The 22,721-nt window shown below is 66.6% G+C and carries 11 protein-coding genes; 9 read left to right on the top strand and 2 right to left on the bottom strand.

From position 1 onward, the window contains the following. Positions 1-129 precede the first annotated feature (129 nt). Genes ASE66_RS25775 through ASE66_RS25765 form a run of 3 tightly spaced genes read left to right on the top strand, consistent with a single transcriptional unit; the run spans position 130 to position 12,343 of the window. Positions 130-2,139, top strand: a complete 2,010-nt coding sequence (locus tag ASE66_RS25775) for an amino acid adenylation domain-containing protein (RefSeq protein WP_057192580.1) — start codon at positions 130-132, stop codon at positions 2,137-2,139. Then, complete coding sequence (locus tag ASE66_RS25770; RefSeq protein ID WP_057192579.1) at positions 2,132-10,081, top strand: hybrid non-ribosomal peptide synthetase/type I polyketide synthase; 7,950 nt, start codon at positions 2,132-2,134, stop codon at positions 10,079-10,081. The genes ASE66_RS25775 and ASE66_RS25770 overlap by 8 nt, the downstream gene beginning before the upstream one ends. Positions 10,082-10,087: 6 nt before the next feature. Further along, the gene (locus tag ASE66_RS25765) at positions 10,088-12,343 is read left to right on the top strand and encodes a condensation domain-containing protein (protein WP_057192578.1); all 2,256 of its coding nucleotides are present in this window, start codon (positions 10,088-10,090) and stop codon (positions 12,341-12,343) included. Positions 12,344-12,367: 24 nt separating this feature from the next. Here the strand turns inward: ASE66_RS25765 and ASE66_RS25760 are convergent, their stop codons facing one another. Next, a complete protein-coding gene (locus ASE66_RS25760; protein ID WP_057192577.1) occupies positions 12,368-13,066 on the bottom strand; it encodes a 4'-phosphopantetheinyl transferase family protein in 699 nt (232 codons plus the stop codon). Then, entirely contained in the window at positions 13,063-14,358 is a 1,296-nt protein-coding gene (locus tag ASE66_RS25755) for a lipopolysaccharide biosynthesis protein (RefSeq protein WP_162262535.1), read from the bottom strand. Before ASE66_RS25755 ends, ASE66_RS25760 begins: the two co-directional genes overlap by 4 nt. A gap of 218 nt (positions 14,359-14,576) precedes the next feature. On the opposite strand from ASE66_RS25755, the gene ASE66_RS25750 reads away from it, so the two are divergent. The 6 genes from ASE66_RS25750 to ASE66_RS25725 all read left to right on the top strand — a co-directional run bounded on the left by ASE66_RS25750 (position 14,577) and on the right by ASE66_RS25725 (position 22,517). Beyond that, on the top strand, positions 14,577-17,516 hold the full coding sequence (locus ASE66_RS25750; protein WP_057192575.1) for a right-handed parallel beta-helix repeat-containing protein: 2,940 nt from the start codon (positions 14,577-14,579) through the stop codon (positions 17,514-17,516). 127 nt (positions 17,517-17,643) lie between these two features. Next, entirely contained in the window at positions 17,644-18,294 is a 651-nt protein-coding gene (locus ASE66_RS25745; RefSeq protein WP_082613814.1) for a class I SAM-dependent methyltransferase, read from the top strand. Then, a complete protein-coding gene (locus ASE66_RS25740) occupies positions 18,291-19,169 on the top strand; it encodes a glycosyltransferase family 2 protein (protein WP_057192573.1) in 879 nt (292 codons plus the stop codon). Before ASE66_RS25745 ends, ASE66_RS25740 begins: the two co-directional genes overlap by 4 nt. Positions 19,170-20,147: 978 nt before the next feature. After that, complete coding sequence (locus tag ASE66_RS25735) at positions 20,148-20,705, top strand: methanogen output domain 1-containing protein (protein WP_057192572.1); 558 nt, start codon at positions 20,148-20,150, stop codon at positions 20,703-20,705. A gap of 115 nt (positions 20,706-20,820) precedes the next feature. Beyond that, positions 20,821-21,861, top strand: a complete 1,041-nt coding sequence (locus tag ASE66_RS25730) for an ATP-binding protein (RefSeq protein ID WP_210178649.1) — start codon at positions 20,821-20,823, stop codon at positions 21,859-21,861. Continuing rightward, entirely contained in the window at positions 21,858-22,517 is a 660-nt protein-coding gene (locus tag ASE66_RS25725) for a response regulator transcription factor (RefSeq protein WP_057192570.1), read from the top strand. Before ASE66_RS25730 ends, ASE66_RS25725 begins: the two co-directional genes overlap by 4 nt. Positions 22,518-22,721 lie beyond the last annotated feature (204 nt).

Genomic DNA, 22,721 nt, shown 5'->3' with positions numbered 1-22,721 from the left:
GCATGCCTCGCTTGGCTGAGCGCAGCGACCTTACGTCATCCGCGCGCGGCGCGCGGTAATTCTGGAGAGATGGCGTTACTCCAACTGCTCCAATTTTGTCGCGAGGGCTTGGCGCATAGCCTTCCCTGCATGACACAGACCATCGACAGGAAAGTTGCCCGCCAGGCACCGCGTCGTCGCCGGCCCCGGGCGTCCGCCGCTCCCGAACTCGCCGGAGCCGCCCGCCAACCAGCCACCGAGCGAGAGGCGCCGCGATCCGCGCCATCCGCGCCGGCGACCCTGGTCGATCTCTTCGCCGCGCAGGTCGCCGCCCGACCGCGCGCCGTCGCGCTGTCCCTGGGACCGGCCCACCTCTCCTATGCCGAGCTCGACGAGCGCGCCGAAAGGCTGGCCGAGCGGCTGGCCGCGATGGGCGCCGGTCCCGGCGCGATCGTCGGACTGTGCCTGCAGCGCTCGCCCGACCTGATCGTCGCGCTGGTCGCGATCCTGAAGAGCGGCGCCGCCTATCTGCCTCTCGACCCGGCCTATCCGGGTGAGCGGCTCGCTTTCATGGTCGAGGATGCCGACGCCTCGATCATCATCGCCTCCGATCATGCCGACTGGCTGCCAGCCGGCCGGCAGCGGCTCGATCCGCATCAGCCCGGAGTGGCCGAGGCGGCCCATGGCTCGCAAGCCCGCCGCACGGCGGCGGCCGGCGACCTCGCCTATGTGATCTACACCTCCGGCTCCACCGGAAAGCCGAAAGGCGTCGCCATCGAGCATGCCGCGGTGACGCGGCTGTTCAGCGCGACGCAAGCCTGGTTCGGCTTCAGGTCCAGCGATGTCTGGACCTTGTTCCATTCCGTCTCGTTCGACTTCTCGGTCTGGGAAATCTGGGGCGCGCTCCTCCACGGCGGGCGTCTCGTGATGGTGCCGGAGAGCACCACGCGAGACCCCGCTGCTTTTTTGCGCCTGCTCGCCGACGAGGGCGTCACGGTGCTCAACCAGACACCCTCCGCCTTCGCCGCCCTCGATCGTGCCGACCACGACCGCGGCGGCCGCGACCGGCTTTCGTTGCGGCTCGTGATCTTCGGCGGCGAGGCGCTAGACCCGCGCCGCCTCGCCGGCTGGTACCAGCGCCGCGGCGAGCATGCGCATCTCGTCAACATGTACGGGATCACGGAAACGACGGTGCACGTCACCTATCGTCCCCTCTCTCCTGTGCAGACCGAACAGCGTTCGAGCCTTATCGGGCGGCCGATCCCCGACCTAAAGCTCCTGCTGCTCGATGGCGAAACCATGCGCCCTGTGGCGCGAGGCGAGATCGGCGAGATCTTCGTCGCGGGAGCCGGGCTCGCCCGTGGCTATCTGAACCGGCCCGAGCTCAACGCCGCACGCTTCGTGGCGCACCCGGACGAGCCCGGCGCCCGGCTCTACCGCTCGGGCGACCTCGCCCGCCAGGTCGACGATGACGATTACGAATATCTCGGGCGGGCCGACCAGCAGGTGAAGATCAGGGGCTTCCGCGTCGAACTCGGCGAGATCGAGACGGCGCTGATGGCCCATCCCGGGGTCAGGCAGGCCGCGGTGCTGCTCCGCTCCGATGGCGGGCACGAGCGGCTCGTCGGCTATCTGGTGGCTGATGGCACTGAGCGCCCCTCGCCTGCGGCGCTGAAAGCCCATCTCGGCGAGACCCTGCCGGAGCACATGGTGCCGGCGGCCTTCGTCTTCGTGCCCGCCCTCCCGCTGACCGTGAACGGCAAGCTCGACCGCGCCGCGCTACCGGCGCCCGGCCGGGCACGGCCGGAGACCGCCGCGCCCTATGCTGCCCCGCGCAGCGCGCTGGAACGGCGGTTCGCGGAGGCCGTCGCCGAAATCTTCCAGATCGACATCGTCGGCATCGACGACAATCTCTTCGATCTCGGCGGCAATTCACTGCTCGTCGCCGAACTGCATCGGTGCCTCGTGCGGGACCTGCCCTGGTTCGCCTTGGTCGACCTCTACCGCTACCCGAATGTGCGGGCGCTGGCCGGCCACCTGACGCCGCAGAAGCCCGGCGCGCTCGGCAGCCTCGCCGCGGCGCGCGAGCGCGGCCTGCGCTCACGCGGCCTCCCTGCATCCTTCCCCGAAAGCGCGTCGATAGGCGGCTCTCATGACTGACCCCCTTCCCGAACGCGCCGTCGCGATCATCGGCATGTCCGGCCGCTTTCCCGGCGCAGCGAGCGTCGGTGCGTTCTGGCGAAACCTGCTGGACGGCGTGGAATCGATCAGGAGGTTCGACCTCGCCGAGCTCGAGGACAGCTTCGACGCGGCGACCCGCGCGCTCCCGAACTTCGTTCCGATGCGGCCCGTTCTCGACGGCGTCGATCTGTTCGATGCGCCCTTCTTCGGCATGCTGCCGCGCGAGGCGGCGCTCACCGACCCCCAACAGCGCCTGCTGCTGGAATGCGCCTGGGAAGCGCTCGAGGATGCCGGCTACGATCCTGCCGCGCCCGGCCAATGCATCGGCGTTTTCGCCGGCGCCACCTCCAGCACCTATTTGCTGCAGAACCTGCTGCACGACCGCGCGGCCATCGCCGAGTACACCTCGGGCTTCCAGGTCGGCAACCTGCCGCTGCTGGTCGGCTCCGCCGCCGATTTCACCGCGACGCGCATCGGCTACAAGCTCGGCCTGACCGGACCCTGCGTTGCCGTCCAGTCCGCCTGCTCGACCTCGCTGCTCGCCGTCGCCCAGGCCGTGCAGAACCTGCTCTGCCATGGCTGCGACATGGCCTTGGCCGGCGGCGTCTCGATCACGTTCCCGCAGCAGCGCGGCTATCTCGCCCAGGAGGGCGGCATCGTCTCGACCGACGGCCATTGCCGCGCCTTCGACGCCGGCGCCAACGGTACGATCTTCGGCAGCGGCGCGGGCCTTGTCGTCCTGAAGCGGCTGGAGGATGCCGTTGCCGATCGCGACCAGATCTACGCCGTCATCCGCGGTGTCGGCGTCAACAATGATGGCGCCGGCAAGATCGGCTATACCGCACCCAGCGTCGACGGCCAGGCCGCGGCGATCGCCATGGCCCAGGCCGCCGCCGACGTCGATGCACGCTCGATCGGCTATGTCGAATGCCACGGCACCGGCACGCCGATGGGCGACCCGATCGAGGTCGCCGGCCTGACCGCCGCCTTCCGCCTGACCACGGAGGACCGCGGCTTCTGCGCGCTCGGCTCGGTCAAATCCAATATCGGCCATCTCGACGCCGCAGCCGGTGTCACCGGACTGATCAAGGCCTCGCTCGCGGTGAAGAGCGGGATACTGCCGGCGAGCCTGCACGTCACGCAGCCGAATCCCGCGCTCGAGCTGCCGAGCAGCCCGTTCTTCATCGCCGACCACAGGCAGGAATGGCCCGGACGGGACGCGCTGCGCCGGGCCGGCGTCAGCGCCTTCGGGTTCGGTGGAACCAATGTCCACCTCGTGCTGGAAGAAGCCCCCGCAAGCGAAGCGCAGGCGCCCGCGCGTCGCAACCAGGTCCTGACGCTCTCGGCCCGCAGCGCAGCGGCGCTCGGCGAGGCGCGGGATCGGCTCGCGCAGCATCTCGAAACCCAGCCCGGGCAGACCCTCAGTGACATCGCCTTCACCTTGCAGGCGGGGCGACGGCCCTTCCCGCACCGTCTCGCCGTGGTCGCCGGCGATCATGCCGAGGCAGCGGTGGCCTTGCGCAAGCAGAACGTCGAACGCACCACCGCGGTGACCGGCGCCGGCGATCTCGTCTTCATGTTCCCCGGACAAGGCTCGCAATATCCCCAGATGGCGCGGGAGCTCTATGCGGGCGAACCGGTCTTCCGCCGGACGGTCGATCTTTGCTGCGAATTGCTGAAGCCCGAGCTCGGGCTCGACCTGCGCAGTGTGCTTTATCCGAGCAATGGCGGCGATCCGGAGCGGCTTTCGGCGACGCTGCTCGCCCAGCCGGCGATCTTCACGGTCGAATACGCGCTGGCACAGCTGCTGATGAGCTGGGGCCTGCAGCCCTCCGCCATGATCGGCCACAGCGTCGGCGAGTTCGCCGCCGCCTGTCTCGCCGGGGTCTTCTCGCTGGAAGATGCGCTCTCGCTGGTCGCCAAACGGGGCCGGATGATGCAGGAGCTGCCCGGCGGCGCCATGCTGGCGGTGCGCCTGCCCGATGCCGAGATCGTTGCACTGGCGCAGGACGGCGTCGGCGTTGCGGCGGTCAACGCGCCCGGCATGAGCGTGCTGGCCGGGCCGTTCGAAGCGGTCGAAGCGCTGGAAACCGAGCTGGCGCGGCGCGGAGTGACGCATCGCCGCCTGCAGACCTCGCACGCCTTCCACTCCGCCATGATCGACCCTTTGATCGCGCCCTTCACCGAAGCGGTCGCGGCCATTCGCCTGCAGGCACCGGAGCTGCCCTACATCTCCGGCGTGACCGGCGACTGGGTCAGCGCGGCACAGACGACCGATCCTTCCTATTGGGCGCGGCATGCGCGCGAGCCCGTGCGCTTTGCCGACGGCATCGCGACCCTGGCACGCGGCCTCTCGCCCATCCTGCTCGAAGTGGGACCCGGCGCCGCGCTGGCCAGTTTCGCGTTGCAAGGCGCTGGCGCGGGCCGGGCCGCCATTTCCTGCCTGCCCGATGCGCAGGGCGATGCCGAAGGCATGCTCGCCGCAGCGCTCGGCCGCCTCTGGACCACCGGCATCGCGCCCGACTGGCCCGCCTATCAGGCCGGCGGCAGGCCGGGGCGCGTCTCGCTCCCGACCTATCCGTTCGAACGCAGCCGGCACTGGGTCGAAGCGCCCGCCGTCTCCGACTCCACCATATCGGCCGTACCCGCGGCCTCCCTCGTTCAACCTCTGCCCACTCAACCCGAGCAGGAACCGGCCATGGCTCCCCAAGCTGACACCGACATCCCTCTGGGCCGTTCGGAGCTCGGCGGCCGGGTCGCGGCGATCTTCGAGAACCTGTCCGGACGCCCTTTCGGTGCGGACGAGACCGGCGCAAGCTTCCTCGAGCTCGGCTTCGACTCGCTCCTGCTGACGCAGGCCGCGCAGGGCCTGCAGACGGCCTTCGGCGTCCAGATCCGCTTCCGCCAGCTGCTCGACGATCTGCCCAGCGTCGACGACGTGACGCGCCATATCGCCGAGCTTCGGCCGCAGGAGATGGCAAAGCCGGCCGCCATTGTGCAAGCCGCCGCGCCGGCTGCGCCTCCTCCCGCCCTTCCCGTCTCCCCCGCCTCCACCGTCGTGGCCCAGCGGCCGGCCGGCTCGGGGCTGGACGCACTGATGCGCGAGCAGCTCGACGTGATGTCGCGCCTGATGGAGCGCCAGCTCCAGACCTTGAGCGGCCAGGCGGCTGCGCCGGTCATCGAGACCGCAATGCCGGCGCCGCAGCTCGCGCCGGCGGCTGTCCAGCCTCGGCCAGCGCCTGCCCCCCAGGGTGCGGCGAGCAGCACCGCTGCAGGTTCGACGGCACGATTCAAGCCGTTGATCCGAACGGGAAACGAAGCGCTCACCGACGACCAGCGCGCGCATATCGCCCGGCTGACCAAGCTCTATGTCGGCAGGACCGCGACCTCGAAGCGGCTTGCCGACCAGCACCGCCCGGTCCTAGCCGACCCGCGCACCGTCTCCGGCTTCGCGGCCGACTGGAAGGAGATGGTCTACCCGATCGTTTCCGCACGGGCGAAAGGCGCCCGGATCTGGGATGTCGACGGCAACGCCTATGTCGACCTCGTCAACGGCTACGGCCAGACCGCCTTCGGCCATGCACCCGATTTCGTCGTCGAAGCGGTTCAGAGCCAGCTGGCGGAGGGCTTCGCCATCGGGCCGCAATCGCCGCTTGCGCACGAGGCCTCGCAGCTCTTCTGCGAACTGACCGGCCATGCCCGCGTCGCCTTCTGCAACACCGGCTCAGAAGCGGTGATGGCGGCGATGCGCGTCGCCCGCACCGTCACTGGTCGTGACAAGATCGTAGCTTTCTCAGGTGCTTATCACGGTCAGTTCGACGAGGTCCTGGTCCGCGGCGTCGGCGAGCAGCACCGCTCCGTGCCCGCAGCTCCCGGCATTCCGGCGGAGGCTGTCGGGCGCATGACCATCCTGGACTACGGCACGGACGAGAGCCTCGCCTGGCTGCGCGAGCATGCGCATGAGCTCGCCGCCGTTCTGGTCGAACCGGTGCAGAGCCGCCGTCCGGGCTATCTGCCTGTCGCCTTCCTCAAGGAGCTGCGCACGATCACCGAACAGGCCGGAACGGCGCTGGTCCTCGACGAGGTCGTCACCGGCTTCCGCGTCCACCCCGCAGGCGTGCAGGCCCTGCTCGGCATCAAGCCGGACCTCGCGACCTACGGCAAGGTCGTCGGCGGCGGCCTGCCCGTCGGCCTCTTGGCAGGCACGCCGCGCTTCATGGACGCGCTCGACGGCGGCGCCTGGCGCTTCGGCGACGACAGCGTGCCCGAGGTCGGCGTCACCTTCTTCGCCGGGACCTTCGTCAGGCATCCGCTGGCGCTGGCGGCGACGGTCGCGGTCCTCAGGCACGTCAAGGAGAAAGGACCGGCGCTGACCGAGGCGCTGACACAGCGGATGCAAGGCCTCGTCGACGGACTGCGGCGCGCCTTCGCCAAGGTCGGCTGGGACGTCCCGATCGAGAGCTATGGCAGCGTCGCCTATTTCGAGCCGGCGCGCGATCATCGGCTCGGCAGCCTGCTGCACTACCACCTGCGCGCCCGCGGCATCTTCATCCAGGAGCACTATCCCTGCTTCCTGACGACCCAGCATGGCGATGCCGAGATCGCGGCGATCATCGCCGCTTTCGAGGACAGCCTCGACCTGATGCGCCGGGACGGGATGCTGCCTGGAACGGCTGCCGAGAGCCTCCCGCCGGATACTCCTGTCGTTTCGGCGGAGATCGAGCTTCCACTGACCGAAGCCCAGGCCGAAATCTGGCTGTCGGACCAGACCGGGCCCGAGGCCAGCGCCGCCTTCAACGAATCCGTCAGCCTGACGCTCGACGGCGATATCGATGCGCTGCGTCTCGCCGAGACCGTAAGGCAGGTCGCGGCGAGGCACGCGATCCTGCATGCGCGCTTCTCCGCGGATGGCGAGGCGATGCAGATTTCGCCATCGGGGGCCTTCCCGGTCGCGATCAGCGACCTGCGCGGCGAACCGGACCCGCAAGCAGCCTTGCAGGCCCTGATCGAGGCCTATGCGAACCGGCCTTACGACCTTGTGCAAGGTCCGGTCGCGGAAGCCGAGATCATTCGGATCGGCGAACAGAAACATATACTCATCCTCTCGGCCCATCACATCGTCTGCGACGGCTGGTCGACCAATATCCTGCTCGACGAGATCGCCACGGCCTACCGCTCCGGCGTTGGCGCACTACCGGCAGCGATGCCCTTCGCGGACTACGCAGCCGAAACCCGCCAGGGCCCGCGCACCGAAGACGCCGCAGCCTACTGGGCCCGAATGTTCGCGGAACTGCCGGCCCCGCTCGAATTGCCGACCGACCGGCCGCGGCAGGCGCCGCGCAGCTTCAATGGCGGCACGCGCACGAGCTTCATCGAGGCCGAGCTCTATCGCCAGGTGAAGGCGGCGGGCGCGCAACGCCGGCGGACATTGTTCGCAACGCTCTTCACCAGCTTCCAGGTGCTGCTGCTGCGGCTGTCGGGCCAGCGCGATCTGGTGATCGGCGTTCCCTCTGCTGGGCAATCGCAGCTCGAGGGGCCCTCGCCCGTCGGCCATTGCGTCAATTTCCTGCCGATCCGCAGCGGCATCGATCCGGCCGAGCCGTTCTCCGCCCATCTCGAGAAGGTCGGGCGCGTCGTCCTCGACGCCTACGACCATCAGAGCTTCACGCTCGGCGCGCTGCTGAAGCGCCTGCGCGTTCCGCCGGTGTCCGGGCGGCTGCCGCTCGTCGAGGTGCAGTTCAACCTCGAACGGCTGGCCGGCAATCTCGACTTCGGCTCTGGGATCAGGGCGAGCGCCGAGCCGAACCCCAAGGCCTTCTCGACCTTCGATCTCTATTTCAACATCGGCGAATCCGACGAGGGCTTGCGGATCGATTGCTGCTACGGCGCCGATCTCTTCGATGCGGCGACGATCGACCGCTGGCTTGGCCATTACCGGACGCTGCTCGCCGCCTTCGTCGCCAATCCAGACACTGTCATCGCCGCGATGCCGCTCATCGACGGCGACGAGCGCCAGCGCCTCGTCTCCGAGATCAACGACACGCTGGTCGCGTTCCAGCGCGACGACGGCACGATCCAGGCCTTCGAACGCCAGGTCCAGCAACAGCCTGAGGCGATCGCCGTGTCATGCGGCGACCAGCAGCTCTCCTACACCGCGCTCAACGCCTGGGCCGACCGGATCGCCGCCGAATTGACGGCGCGTGTCGACACCGCGGAAAGCCGCATCGGCCTGTTGATCGAACGCTCGCCGGCGCTGGTCGCCGGCATGCTGGGCGCGCTCAAGGCCGGCTTCCCCTATGTGCCGCTCGACCCCGTGATGCCCAAGGCGCGCATCCAGCGCATCCTGCGCGATTCCGAGGCCGTCGCCCTCCTGACCGCGGGTCCGATCGACCCAGCCACCGTCGAGCCGGACGAGCGCGTCATGCTGGTCGATGTCGACCAGACCACGGCGAACCTCGCCGGGATCAGGACGGCGACGATGACGCCCGACCACCTCGCCTATGTGATCTACACCTCAGGCTCGACCGGCGCGCCGAAGGGCGTCGAGGTCAGCCATGGCGGGCTGTCCAACCTCCTGTTCGCGATGGCGCGCGAGCCCGGCTTTTCCAGCTCGGACACGATGCTCGCCGTCACGACTGTGACCTTCGACATCGCCGCGCTGGAATTGCTGCTGCCGGTGGTCCAAGGCGGCCGGGTCGTGATCGCCACGTCGGACGAGACGAAGGACGGTGCCGAATTGCTGGCGCGGCTGAAGCAGAGCGACGCGAATGTGCTGCAGGCGACGCCGATGACCTGGCGCCTGTTGCTCGAAGCCGGTTTCCGTTCGCGGCCGGGGTTCCGCATGCTCTGCGGCGGCGAAGCTCTGCCGCTCGATCTCGCCCGCAAGCTGCTCGAAGGCGGCGGCGAGCTCTGGAACATGTACGGCCCGACCGAGACCACGATCTGGTCTTCGGTCGCCCGCATCCAGCCCGAGGACGAGGTCGTCACGATCGGTCTGCCGATCGCCAACACGCAGTTCTACATCGTCGACGGCAATAACGAGCCCGTCGGCGTCGGCATTCCCGGCGAACTCCTGATCGCCGGCTCCGGACTGGCCCGCGGCTATGCCAACAATCCCAGGCTCACAGCGAAGAGCTTCATCGCCAACCCGGTTGACCCCGGCACGAGCGCGAAGGCCTACCGCACCGGCGACCGCGCCAAATACCTTCCCGATGGCCGCATCCTGCATCTCGGGCGGCTCGACCATCAGGTGAAGCTGCGCGGCTTCCGCATCGAGCCCGGCGAGATCGAGGCCGTCCTCGCCCGCAAGGCCGGCATCGTCTCGGCCGTGATCCTGCGCGAGGACGTGCCGGGCGAGCCACGGCTGGTCTGCTATTACGTCACAGGCTCGGAAAGCCCGGCGCCGGCCGAGTTACGGACCGCGTTGGCGCTGGACCTGCCGGACTACATGGTCCCGACCGCCTGGGTCGGTCTGCCGGCCCTGCCGCTGAACCCGAGCGGCAAGCTCGACCGCGCCGCGCTGCCGGCGCCGGATGCCCAGAGCGCAGCGGCCAAAGCTGACAAGACGGCTGACCCGGCGACACCACGGTCCCCTGTCGAGGAGACGCTGATCCGGATCTGGAGCGAGGTGCTGCGCCGCGAGGATATCGATGTCCACGACGACCTGTTCGATCTCGGCGCCGATTCCCTCAGCATCTTTCAGATCACCAGCCGGGCCCGCCGCGAGGGCCTCAAGCTCGCCGCCCGCGACTTCTTCCGGAACCGGACGATCGCCGCCGTTGCGGCCGCGCTTCCCGAAGAGGCCGTCGCCGAGGCCGCCGCCCCTGCCGCGACGTTCTGGAAGCGGCCATGGCGACGCCCGCGCGACGGCGCGCAGCAGCCGAGCGAGCCGAGCGCCGTCTCGCAGCGCGAGAGAGGGTGAACGATCATGGCAAATCAGTTCACCCGCGAACCGGAAGCGCATTTCCGCGAGCCAGACCGCATCGTGATGACGGCCAGGTGCTCGTCGACGCAGGAGCGCTACTGGGCGGTCGACGCCATCGATCCCGGCACGCCGGTACTCAACATCGCCGTCAAATGGCGAATCCGCGGTCACCTGGACGCTTCGCTGGCGCAGGAGGCGTTCCAAGCGATCCTGGATCGCCATGAATCCCTGCGGACCGCGATCCGGCTGGAGGACGGCCGTCTCGTCCAGGCGATCGCCGAGCAGGTTTCGTTCAAGCTGCCGGAGATCGACCTCTCCGGCCTGCCCGAGGCGGACCGGACCCGGGAGGCCGATCGCATCGCCCAAAGCGAGGCGTGCACGCGCTTCGATCTCGCCGAAGCGCCGCTGCTGCGGGCGACGCTGCTGCGAAAGAGCCGTGCCGAGGCCGTGATCCTCGTCGTCGCCCACCACATCGTCAGCGATGGCTGGTCGATGGGCATCATCGCCAAGGATTTCGTCGCGGCCTATCAGGCGCTCGGCCGCGGGCGCGAACCGGTCCTCCCTGAGCTTCCCCTGCAATATTCCGACTTCGCCGAGGGAAGCCATGACGGCATGGAAGGCGGTATGCTTGCGCGCGAGGAAGCCTATTGGCAGCACAGGCTGGCCGATCTGCCGATCGTCGAAGTGCCGGCCGACCGCCAGCGCCCCGCAATGCGCAGCACGAGCGGCGCCTCGCTCTCGCGGCTGCTTCCCCGCCCCCTGACCTCAGGGCTCGCCGATCTGGCGCGCAAGAAAGGGACGACTTTCTTTTCAGCGGCTTACGCCGTTCTCCTGACCTTGCTTCGGCAACGCACCGGCGCCTCCGACATTGTGCTGAGCACGCAGATGGCGAACCGCGACGATGTCGAGCTGGAAGGGATGGTCGGCCCCTTCGTCAACACGCTCGTGCTGCGCACCGCAATCTCGGACGAGCAGAGCTTCCTCGATCTGTGCCAGGCCGCACGCGATACATTCGAGGACGCCGTCGATCATCATCAATGGCCATTCGACAGGCTGGTGACGCTGCTGCCGAGCAGCGGCGACGCCAGCCGGCCGCCGATCTCGATCAATTTCATCGTCCAGCGCGCCTTCATCGGCGAGCTTGCCAATGACAGCTTTCAGCTCTCGGGGATTCCCTCGCCCCTGCCGGGCGCGCTCTACGACCTCAACTTCATCCTGGTCGAACGCGAGGAAGGCTGGCGCCTGACCTGCGAGTATCATCGCGACCTCTATGACGAAGCGACCGCGAGCGAACTGGCAGCGCAGTTCGAGAACCTGGCGGAGGCGCTCGTCGCCGACCCGACCGCGCGCCTGCCGCGGCCGGCGCCGACCTCCTTGCCGATCGCGTCCCCGCTCTGGCTGCCGGCCACTCCGGCGCTGCCGCCGGTGATCGACACGTCGGCGCTGCGCCGGACCTGGTTGCAAAAGACCGGCACGCAGCCGACCTTGTTCGCGCTCAACCACACCGCCCATAATCTGCGTCTGTACCGGCCGCTATCGCAGGAGCTCGGCCCCGACCAGCCTTTCGCCGCGCTGCAACTGCTCGACCCGCTGGTGAACGAGGCTGCGCCGAGCTCGATCGAGCAGCTCGCGGCGGCCTATTGCGAGGCGATCGTCGCGACCCGGCCGGATGGCGGCTATCGGCTCGCCGGCTTCTGTCGCTCCGGCGTGATCACCCTGGAAGTCGCAAGACAGCTGGAAGCGAGCGGCAGGCGGGTAGATCTGGTGGTGCTGATCGATTGCTGGGCCCCCGGCTATTTCCTGCGGCAACCCTATACCGCGCGCCTGCGCTTCAGGCTGAAACGAGCTGGCCGCTTCGCCCGGCGGTTCTGGCAGGCCGGCCCGCGCAGCTTCGTGACGCGGATGTCGTTCTGGCTGCAATCGACCGCCGCCGTCCGGCAAGCGAAGCGCCTGATCTTCTGGCGCCCAGCCGAGGAGGCGGCCGACGAGGCCGATTTCTGGCGGACGACCGACGAGCTCGAGGCTCTGGTCCAGCGCTACACGCTGCCGCGCTATGACGGGCAAGTCCTGATCTTTCGGAGCGGTGCGATCCCACCCGGCTGGCCCCCGGACGCCACACTGGGCTGGGGGGATCATCTGGCGCCGGACACGCCCTGCTTCGCCGTAAACGGCGAAGGTCACGAAGGCGCGTTCTCCGAAGTCGGCTCGCGGACCATGGCCGAGCGGATTCTCGCGGCCACAGGCCAGGATCGGCGCTAACCGGGAGCCTTCCCGCCGGCGAGACTATGGCCGGGCCATCCAGACCGGGGACCAGCCGCGATGGCGCGCGGCCAGCGTGCCGCAATAACCCGGAGCCGGCTCGAGATCGGCGAGCTGCCAGAGATCGGCCTCGGCCTGGTCGGATTCGACCGCCAGAAGCCGCGCCCTGAACGGATCGAGCGAGACTTCGAAGCTCGACGGGCTGCCATTGAGGCCGACGCCGATCGCCTTCAGGCACGCCTCTTTCCGCGTCCAGCAACGAATGAAGGATTCCTCGCGCAATTCCGGCGTCAGAGCCGCGAGCATGGCGAATTCCCGCGGCGCGAGACATCCCGCCAGGAGATCGGCCGAGATCGGCCTGATACGTTCGATATCGACGCCGACAGACATTCCTTCCGCGACCGCGACGATCGCGAGCTCGCCGGAATGGCTGAGATTGAAGGCAACGGGCCGCCCGCCATGCTCGTTCGCGAGGAACGGCTTGCCGAAAGCGGTCTCGCCGAAGCGGAGCTGCGGCGGCGCGATCGGGATGTAGAGCGCCAGGACGCGCCGCAGCCAGTTCCGCGCCACGACGAAAGCGATCCGCGCCTTTGCGTCATGGAAGCGGTCGGCACGGGCGCGTTCCTCGTCCGAGAGGATCCCGCGCCGCTCGGCCGCCTCGGCCGCGTGAAGGTCGACGCGGCAGCACCAAAGATGCACCTCGGAGGATGGCAGCGGCATCATGGCGAGGGCACCGTCATCATGCGGCCACCGGCGGATACGGCCGGCGGGCGCGCCAGCAGGCCAGGTATCCGGAACGCCAGCATCACCAGGACGATCAGGGCCGTAAGTTCCGACAGGAGCGTCACCACGATCAGCCCCGCCACGCCGAAGACGAGCGCGGCCGGATAGACCACCAGCAGGTTGAGACAGCCTCCGATGAGCGCTGCGAGGAAAACCGCCCGCGTGCGCTCCAACGCCCGGAAGGCACAGCCGAGCACCACGCTCATCAGCGCCATGGGGAAGGCGAAGGAATACCAGATGATCACCCAGTCGAATTCGAGGATCTCGCCGCCATAGAGCTGGTGCAACAGCCAGGGGCCGAACAGCCCGAGGCCAAGGACCACCGCCGAACCGGTCAGACCGGCGAACAGCATGGCGCGACCGAGGGTTCTCTGGAGACCGGGCATGCCGCCCTCGGCGAGCGCTTTTCCGGCCATTGGTGGAACGATGTTCTCCAGCGCCTCCCGCACCACATTAAGAACGGCGAGGAGGCTCTGCGCCGCCCTCAGCGCACCGAGAACCTTGGGCCCGAAGAGCCCGGCCGTGACCAGGAGGCCGCTATAACTGAGCACCCATTGCACGGAACCGGACAGAACCAGCCACCGCGCCGACCGCCATTGCCGCATAGTGACGCTGATCAGGATTTGCGGCCTCCACAGGAGAGGCCCCGACATGCTCAAGCCACAGACCGTCGAGACCATCGCAGCGCCCGCTACGGCCCACAGAGCATTTACGACGCTGATCGTCCCGGCCTGCCAGAGCGCCGCGAGCGCCCCGAGCTTGAGGACCTGATTGATCGCGTCGATCAGCAGAACAGCCGCGGGCCGGCGGCGGACGAACAGGTAACGTCGCAGGAAATCCTGCGTCAGATAGCAAGCTGCAGCCATCGCCCCCGGCAGCGCGACGTCGGCGAGAGACGCGACAGGGCCGGCCGCAAACATCAGAACGGCGAAGATCGCTGTGGTGGCGACAACGACGTAGCCGGCCTGGTGCAGGAAGACCACGGTGTAGTAGGCCTCGGCGTCGCTCTCTCGCTCTTGCGTACCGATGCTCATCATCGGGCTGACGATGAGGCCGAGCTGGAAGCTCATTGCGAAATAGATCGCAAGCCAAACCATCGTGTAGACGCCGAAGGCTTCGAGGCCCAGCGCCCGGGCGAGCAGGATCGTCGTCAGGAAATTGCAGGCACTGGAGAGCGCCTGGTCGCCGAAGCATAGCGCCGGATCGCGCATTGCTCGAAGACGCGCTCTCATGCCCGTCCATGCCTTGTCGCCTGGCCTGTCCTGCCCCGGGAGGGCGAACGACCCGCCGATCCGGGCCACGCGCTGCATGTCATCGAGCCTCCGCTGGCGATCGCCCGGCCACATCTTCACGGTTCGAAGTCTAGCGTCGTCCGCGCGCCTGCCGCTCTGGGCATAGGGACTGCCCAAAAGGTGGTGAAGCGCCCTCCTTGCCCGCTTGGCTACCTCGAATGCCCAGCCTGCCCCAGCCGGCCCGGGCGGTAAGCTCTTCGCGCGACGGCTTTGCAGCGCAGACCGAGGTGGCGGTGAAGGGACTATCACGAGCACCGACTGGAGTTGCGGCCGACCGGCGGGCGACCGATCGTTATCTGCCGATCCTGGCACTCGGCTTTGCCGGATATGTCGTCTTCGGCAAGAGCTTCGCCTATCTCGGCCTGCCGCCGCTTTTTGTCGGCGAGATCCTGTTCGCGCTCGGCCTGCTCGCCTTCCTCGCTTCGGGCTGCACGACGGCGCTGCTCACCACGGTGCCGGCGATCAGCGCGGCCGTGCTCATGGGCTGGGTCCTGCTGCGGACGCTGCAAGGCATCGGGCCCTACGGGGTCGACGCATTCCGGGACGGCGCGGTCGCGCTCTATGCCGGCTTCGCTTTCATCGTCGCCGCTCTGCTGATCGAGCGCCCGATCCGCATCGCCCAGATCGTCGGCTACTTCAGGGTGCATGCGCGCGTGCTGATCCCGATCGCCATCGTCCTTTATCTGATCGCGCGGTTCTTCGGCGCCTCGATCCCGAAGCTGCCCGGCCAGAATGTCGAGATCATCTCGGTGCGTTCAGGCGAGCTCGCCGCGCATCTCTGCGGCGCGCTCGTGCTCGTCCTGGTCGGCCTTTGCAAGGTCAGCCGGACCTGGCTCGTCGGCGCGCTCGGCGCGGCCCTGCTCGTCGCCAGCCAGAGCCGCGGCGGCATGCTCGCCTTGCTGGTCCCGCTGGTCCTCGCCATGGTCCTGACCGGCCAGATCGGCCGCCTCACCGCCATAACCGCTGCGCTTACGCTGGTCCTGCTCGTGGCCTACGCCGCGGATTTCGAGATCGACCTGCCCCGCGGCGAGCGGCCGATCAGCGCCGTCGCCGTGGTCGAGAACCTCGCCAGCGTCGCCGGATCGAGCGATGCCAACAATCTCGACGGCACCAAGCAATGGCGGCTGAGCTGGTGGCAGGCGATCCGCGACTACACCATCCACGGCCCGTATTTCTGGACTGGCAAGGGCTTCGGCATGAATCTGGCGGAGGCAGACGGGTTCGTCGTCGGCCTCGAGCGCGGCGGGCCGACGGTACGCAGTCCCCACAGCGTGCACATGACCTATCTCGCTCGTGGCGGCGTCACAGGACTGTTTCTCTGGCTCCTGACGATCGGCAGCTGGACCCTGGCGCTGCTGCGGGCCGCCCATCTCGCCTGGCGGCGCGGCGACCTCGATTGGGGGCGCTACTTCGTCTTCCTGGTCTGCTATTTTGCCTCGATCGTCATCGATGCGTCCTTCGACGTCGCGCTCGAAGGGCCGATGCTCGGCATTCCCTTCTGGATCCTGTTCGGGATCGGCTTCGGCTCGTTGATGGTCTACCGCGCCTGGCACGTGGTCGAGGCGCCCCCTCGCTTCGGACGGATGGCGCGCGGCGGCGCGCGTATCGCCGGGGCCACTCTCCTCGGGGCGATGATGCTGCTGGGCAGCCCGCGCTCCGAAGCCGCCGAGACCGCCCCCTGCCCGCCCGGTTCGATCCCGGTTCCGGTCGGGGCCGCCATCCAGGCTCTTGTCGAGAAGGCGTCGCCGGGGACGATCTTCTGCATCGCCGCCGGCATCCACCGGGCCCAGCTGATCGCGCCCAAGGACAGGCAGGTTTTCATCGGCCAGCCCGGCGCCGTGCTCAACGGCGCCGAGCTGGTCACCGACATCCGCCGGAAGGGGCTTTTCTGGGTGACCGCCACGTCGAAGCTCGAGGTCGTAGCGTTCGGCACTTGCCTGCCCCAGCGCGCGCGCTGCAACGATCCCCGGCGCTTCTTCCTCGATGGCCGGCCGCTGGAGCCGGTCGCCGACCGCGCCGATCTGCAGTCCGGACGCGTCTATTCCGACGCCGCCACCGGGCTGAGCTATTTCGCCGATGATCCGCGCGGGCGTACCCTGGAGAGGACGCGGCAGCTCTATGCGTTCAACAACGCGGGCGCGCGCGGCGTCACCGTCAAAGGCCTGATCGTCGAGAAATACGCGACGCCGGCCCAGCAGGGAGCGATCTTCGGCGACGAGAATGCGCGTGCCACCGACTGGCTGATCGAAGGCAACGAGGTCCGCTTCAACAGCGGATCGGGGATCGCGACCGGTGACAGGAGCATCGTCCGCGGCAACAAGGTCCACAACAACGGCCAGCTCGGGATTTCGCCCAATGGCGCCGACGTCGTGATCGAGAACAACGAGATCTACGAGAACAACATCCACGGCTTCGATGCCGGCTGGGAGGCCGGCGGCGTCAAGGCCGGCAAGGTCGAGCGCCTGACGCTGCGCGGCAACCATGTCCATGACAATTACGGCTCGGGACTGTGGTGCGACGTCGACTGTCGCAACGTCGTCTTCGAGAACAACCTCGTCGAGCGCAATTCGGACGCCGGCATCTTCTACGAGATCAGCTTCGACGCCATCATCCGCAACAACATCGTTCGCCTGAACGGGACCGGGCGCGGCGGCCAGCAGGGCAGCTTCTGGGTCTGGGGCGCCGGCATCCAGATCGCGGCGTCCGAAGGCGTGCACGTCTACGGCAACACGGTCACCGTGGCCGAGGGCAGCACCGGGATCGTCATCGTCGACCAGGGCCGCGAGCGGCTCGATCAACCCAGGCAGAGAGCCGGCTCAGTAAAACTGTTCTACAAGACGGCAGGCAACACGGTGCACGACAACGAGATCGTCTACGAGGGCGATACCGGCCTCTCCGGCGGGGCCAGCGACGTCTCCGCTTCGAATCCGAACTTCGGGATCATCGAAACGGGCGGGAACCGGTTCGACCGCAACACCTATGTCCTGCGCCGGCCGACCGATGCGCCCCTCTTCATCTGGGGGCATGAGCCTGTCTCCTACAACGCCTTCCGCAGCCTCGGCCAGGAGGCCAGCGGCCGGATCGTGCAGCCCGACTAGCCCTCCCGAACGGCTTAGTCCGCAAGCTCTAGGTGCTCAGTCCTCGGACCAGGCTGCCGGCCGGACGGTCATCGCTAGGATCGTGCTCCAGAACCGCACGGCATCGCGAGGTCAAGAGCTCATGAACATGATCCCGCGATCGTTCCGCCGCTCGCAGTTCCGCGAGGAACGCTTCAGGACCTATGTCCGCCCGATCATCGACACCCTGATCGACAAACGGGGATCGTGCCGCATCCTCGACCTCGGAGGAGACGCCGACTACTGGCAGTTCGATCTGCCCGCCTCCGGGGTCGAGATCTGGCTCCTGAACATCGAGGCCAAGCCGCCATCACCCGATCCCCGCTTCCATGTCGTCCAGGGGGATGCGCGCGACGTCCGCGAGTTCGACGATCTCAGCTTCGACTTCGTCCACTCCAATTCGCTGATCGAGCATGTCGGCCGCTGGTCCGACATGAAGCGCGTCGCGGCCGAGATCAGGCGGCTCGCCCCGGCCTATTACGTGCAGACGCCGAACTTCTGGTTTCCGCTCGATCCGCACAGCAATGCGCCGATGATGCACTGGCTGCCACTGCCGCTGCAGCGGCGGATGGTGTCGAGCAAGGCGCGCGGCTTCTACGCCAAGGCCGCTTCCCTCGACCAGGCCATGCAGATCGTCGAAGGCACCACGATGCTCGACCGGGCCCAGCTCGCCGAACTGTTTCCGGATGCGGAGATCCTGACCGAGAACGTCCTGTTCCTGCCGAAGTCGTTGATCGCCATCAGGACGCCGGAGCGGTGAGGCACGAGGAGACCGCGCGGCCGGATTTCGCCTTCCTGGCCCTGGCCAAGGACTGCGCCGGCACGGTCCCGCGCTTCCTGGAGCTGCTCGAAACGCTGAGGCGCAGCGGCTCGCACGTCGCCGCCTTCGTCGGCGAGAACGGTTCGCGCGACGGAACGCGCACGCTGCTTCAGCGCGCAGAGGCGCGCGGAGAGATCATCCTCGTCCCGACCACCTTCATGGCCGGCGAGCCCGAGCGTCTCAGACGGATGGCGCTGGGCCGGGAACGGCTCAAGAGCGAACTCGAAAGCTCGGGCATCTCGCCGCGTTTCGTCTGTGTTCTCGACATCGACAATGTCATCGCGACACCGCCCACGGTCCCTGCCCTGCTCGCCGCGGCCTCGAAACTCGATCGGCCCGGCATTTTCGGCGTGTCGGCGACATCGCGCCCGCACTATTACGATCTCCTGGCCTTCGAGGACGAGCAGCGATCCTTCGTGACGCTGCTCGATGAGCTCGCGAAGAGCCGGACCGGCATCGTGAGATACTATCGGTTCTTCCGCTCACGGATCTATCCGTACCAGCGGGCCCTCACGAGCGATCGCGAGATCAGATGCGCCTCGACCTTCAACGGCCTCTGCCTCTATCGCGCCGACAGCTACCGTCTCGGCAGCTATCTCCAGGTCGGCCCTGCGCTCTGCGAGCATCTCGTCTTCAATCGCCGCCTTGCCTCGCTGACCGGCGGGGCGATGCTGATCGATCCGGGCCTAATGCTGCACACGCCCGTCGACCATGCCGAGCGGAGCTTTCTGCCCTTTGCCTGGCGGCGACTTCGCAAACTTCTTGCTCTACCCCTGAATCGCCGGGTTCATCGGCCGAATTTGCTCGCCAAATGACTGATTCTCAGAGGTTGCAGCCGCCCTCGCGAATGTGAACAGCCGTCAACAGTGACCTTTGGGCAAGCCTTTTACTTAGGCACGCAGCGCACCCTTCGACGATAGAATGTCGGCTCGCTGACGACGATCACGATTTTATGACCAGGAGGATGATTACATTGCCCGCAATTCATTTGCGTACATATGAGACATCTTTCACCGAAAAGAACGGATCTGTGAATTCACGTTATAAATCTACTTAGGGTAAAGCTCGATCTATCCAGTTTTATTAACTCATTATTAACATTTTGAATCTTGTTTCAAATGTTATAATCGCCATACTACCAGTAAATCTCTCTCTATTATTTCTAAAATTCCGACAACAACCCCATAAACCTTGGAACCCGCCGAATCCCGCGAGACGAGGCAGCACGGCAATTACAACTTATGTTAGAATTCAGGTTTTGTAGAAGCCGTTTAAGACAGACCCACTCAATTTCAGGCGGACACATCGTGATAATGTGCTATTATCGCTGGGAAGATATGCATCTTGAGACGGGAGATCGTGTTCGGCTTATTCCGGCGATCGCTCTGCCCATCGTCGACCTGTAATCGCTCTTCTTGCATACCCTGCAGAGTGCCCCCCTGCGGAATTCGACGAAAGCTAAAGCCGCCAGAGAACCTAGCAAGCCCTATCTTTCACTCAGCTGTTTTTTGCTAAAGAATATTATCAAAAAATTCCAAATAGTATTTTTATAGCATGTCCGATGAATTCAATATCAGATTATGTATTGAAAATTTCCTTTTATCTTCAATAATTTAATGAGCTGAAAAATCAGCACATAACCCCTTAACTAACAACACACAATCTGAACTCGAATTCGATGGCCTGAGCGGCCATCGAGAAGATTTTTTCTCAGCAGACCAAACGACCTTGCGTGACTTTCGTACCGATATCCTTCGAGCGAGACAGCAATCAATTCACGAGGGCCAATCAACGTGACTCCATCCGTCGCCAATTCAGCGCTGCCGAACATCGGCGCGCTCGACATCGATTTCGACCATAATGGTCTTTTCAACACCTTGGTCGCCGACATGGCCGAGCTGCTCGAGACCATTGCCGGAGCCGAAGATGCCTGCGCCTATGTCAGCAGCATAGCCGCGCGTTTGGGAACGGATATCGAGAAGCAGTACAAAACGGCGCTAGGCCTCCAACATCTCAATCGCAATCAGTTGATCGAGGTCCTGGTCGATCTGAAGAATCGCGCCGGCGGGGCATTCTTCGTCATCGAGCAGGACGAAGACCGTGTCGTATTCGGCAACTGTACATGCCCGCTTGGACGTGCCGCCGCAAACCACCCCTCCCTCTGCATGCTGACATCGAACATCTTTGGCCGCCTGGCCGCCAACTCAACCGGGTACGCAGCCGTCGATCTCGAAGAAACGATCGCCAAGGGGGCGGCGGGATGCCGCGTGGTTCTCCATCTGAAGCGAACAGAACTCGGGCCTGATACGAGGGAGTACTTCCGCGATGATGCATCTGCAACTCCGGCATGAGCTAGACCTCGAAACCTATTTCGAGCCTGCCATCATCGCCCTGAGCGACGGAAGCATCCACGCGCTCAACCGCGCCGCCAGCCAGGTCCTCGGTCCCGGCGGCTCGCTGTCGTCGTTGCTCGACATCTGCACGAGCCGGGTCGAAGCCTTGCGGACCTTTCTTCTCGCCTGCTCCGGCTCGCGCCAGCCATTGATCGAAAAGGTCCGCTTTGACGGGCCCGGCGGCACCACCGACTATCGCTGCTTCGGCAATGTCCTGGTTCCGCGGCGCAAAAGCCGGCCGGCGACGCTGCTGCTGCGGCTGTTTCCCGCGCTCGACCCGCGTTTCTCGGCCACCGCCGAACGTATGAAGCGCCTGACGGCGGAGCGGCAGCGCCGCTTCGCCATGCAGCAATTCGACGAGCTGCGCAGCGACCGCTTCAGATTGGTCGAGCAATATTGCTGCGTCGCCGAGGCGCTGCGCGTCGTGGAGGCGCGCACGCATGAGCTTAAGGACGAGCTCAGCCATATCCGCGCCGACGAGCGCGAGCGCATCGCACGCGACCTGCACGATCATGCCGGGCAGGAGATGGCCCTCGTGCTGGTGGAGCTGAGAGAGCTGCAGGAGCGCGCGCGCGGACTGACGAGACAGCGCCTCGACGAGATCGCCGTGCATGTCGCCGGCGTCGGGCGCAAGATTCACCATGCCGTCGTCAACGGCCGGCCACGCATCATCGAAGAACTCGGCTTCAGCCGCGCCATCCAAACCATGGCGGCCTCGTTCGCCGCGGATGGACGGCTTGGCCTCATCTTCAAGAAGAGGGGTGCAGAACCCGACCTGTTGCCCGTCGCCGTCGAGGCCGCGCTGTATCGCGTGGCGCAGGAAGCGCTGACGAACGTGCTCAAGCACGCGCGCGGCGTGCGGAAGCTCGATGTCGTCCTGGACTTCGCAGGCAAGTCGATCTCGCTCACGATAGCCGACGACGGGCCCGGCTTTGCGCCCGGCGTAGAGCCCGTGGGCGACGCCGCCAGCCCCGGCATCGGGCTTCGCGGAATGCGCCAGCGCATGGACGATATCGGCGGGACGCTGGCGGTGGGGCCACGCTGCGGCAAGGGCATCATCGTCACCGCCGTAGTTCCCCTCACCTGCGGGCCGCAGCGGAGCGTCCCGTCGTGACGGCTCGGATCATCCTGGTCGACGATCATCCAGTCGTACTGGCGGGGCTGCAGGCCCTGGTGCGCGGCTTGCCGGATCTCGAACTGATCGGGCTGGCGAGCTGCGCGGCGGAAGCGCTCGCGCTCGTGCGCGGGGAACGCCCCGATATCGTCGTCCTCGACATGGGACTGCCCGGCATGAGCGGCCTGACATTGGCCGAGCGCATCCTCGAGGAGACGCCCGCCATCCGGATCGTCATGCTGACCCATTACGAAGAGCCCAGCTACGTCCAGAAGGCCCTGCGGATCGGCATTCGCGGCTACGTGCTCAAGGCTTCGGCGGGCGAGAAGGTGACGCAGGCGATCAGGTCAGTCCTGAGCGGCGGGGTCTATATCGATTCCGACCTGGAGGACTTTCGCTCGGAATGGGTTCGCAAGCTTTGTCCAACCACCGGCGTGACCACGGCGACGGCGAGCGACACGCTGACCTACCGCGAGATGCAGATCCTGCGCCTGGCCGCGATCGGCCACTCCAACAAGGAGATCGCCCGGCGCACGGGTCTTGGCATCAAGTCAGTCGAAACCTACCGTTACAGGGCCTGCAAGAAGCTGATGCTGCAGTCGCGCCTCGACATCATCAGATACGGCGCCAGCCATGGCTGGATTCTCGACGTCTGACGGCTCTACGCCGTTGGCGCGCTGAACTGCAGCATCCGGCCCTGTGCGGAGTACTCAGCTTGGCGTGACCGACACAATAATGGCTACCGGCCCGCAATGACATCTCCCGAAGAGCGTCGCGACTTGAAGGGCCGTTCCCGCTACCACAATCGCCGGGGATAGGAGCTTGCACTCGGAGCCCGTCTGCAATGACGAAACCCGACA

Origin of the sequence: Allobosea sp. Root483D1, assembly GCF_001429505.1 — a bacterium.
In the GTDB taxonomy this organism is placed as follows: domain Bacteria; phylum Pseudomonadota; class Alphaproteobacteria; order Rhizobiales; family Beijerinckiaceae; genus Allobosea.
Note: the sequence above shows the minus strand (reverse complement) of the source record. Positions and strands in the feature narration are given on the sequence as shown.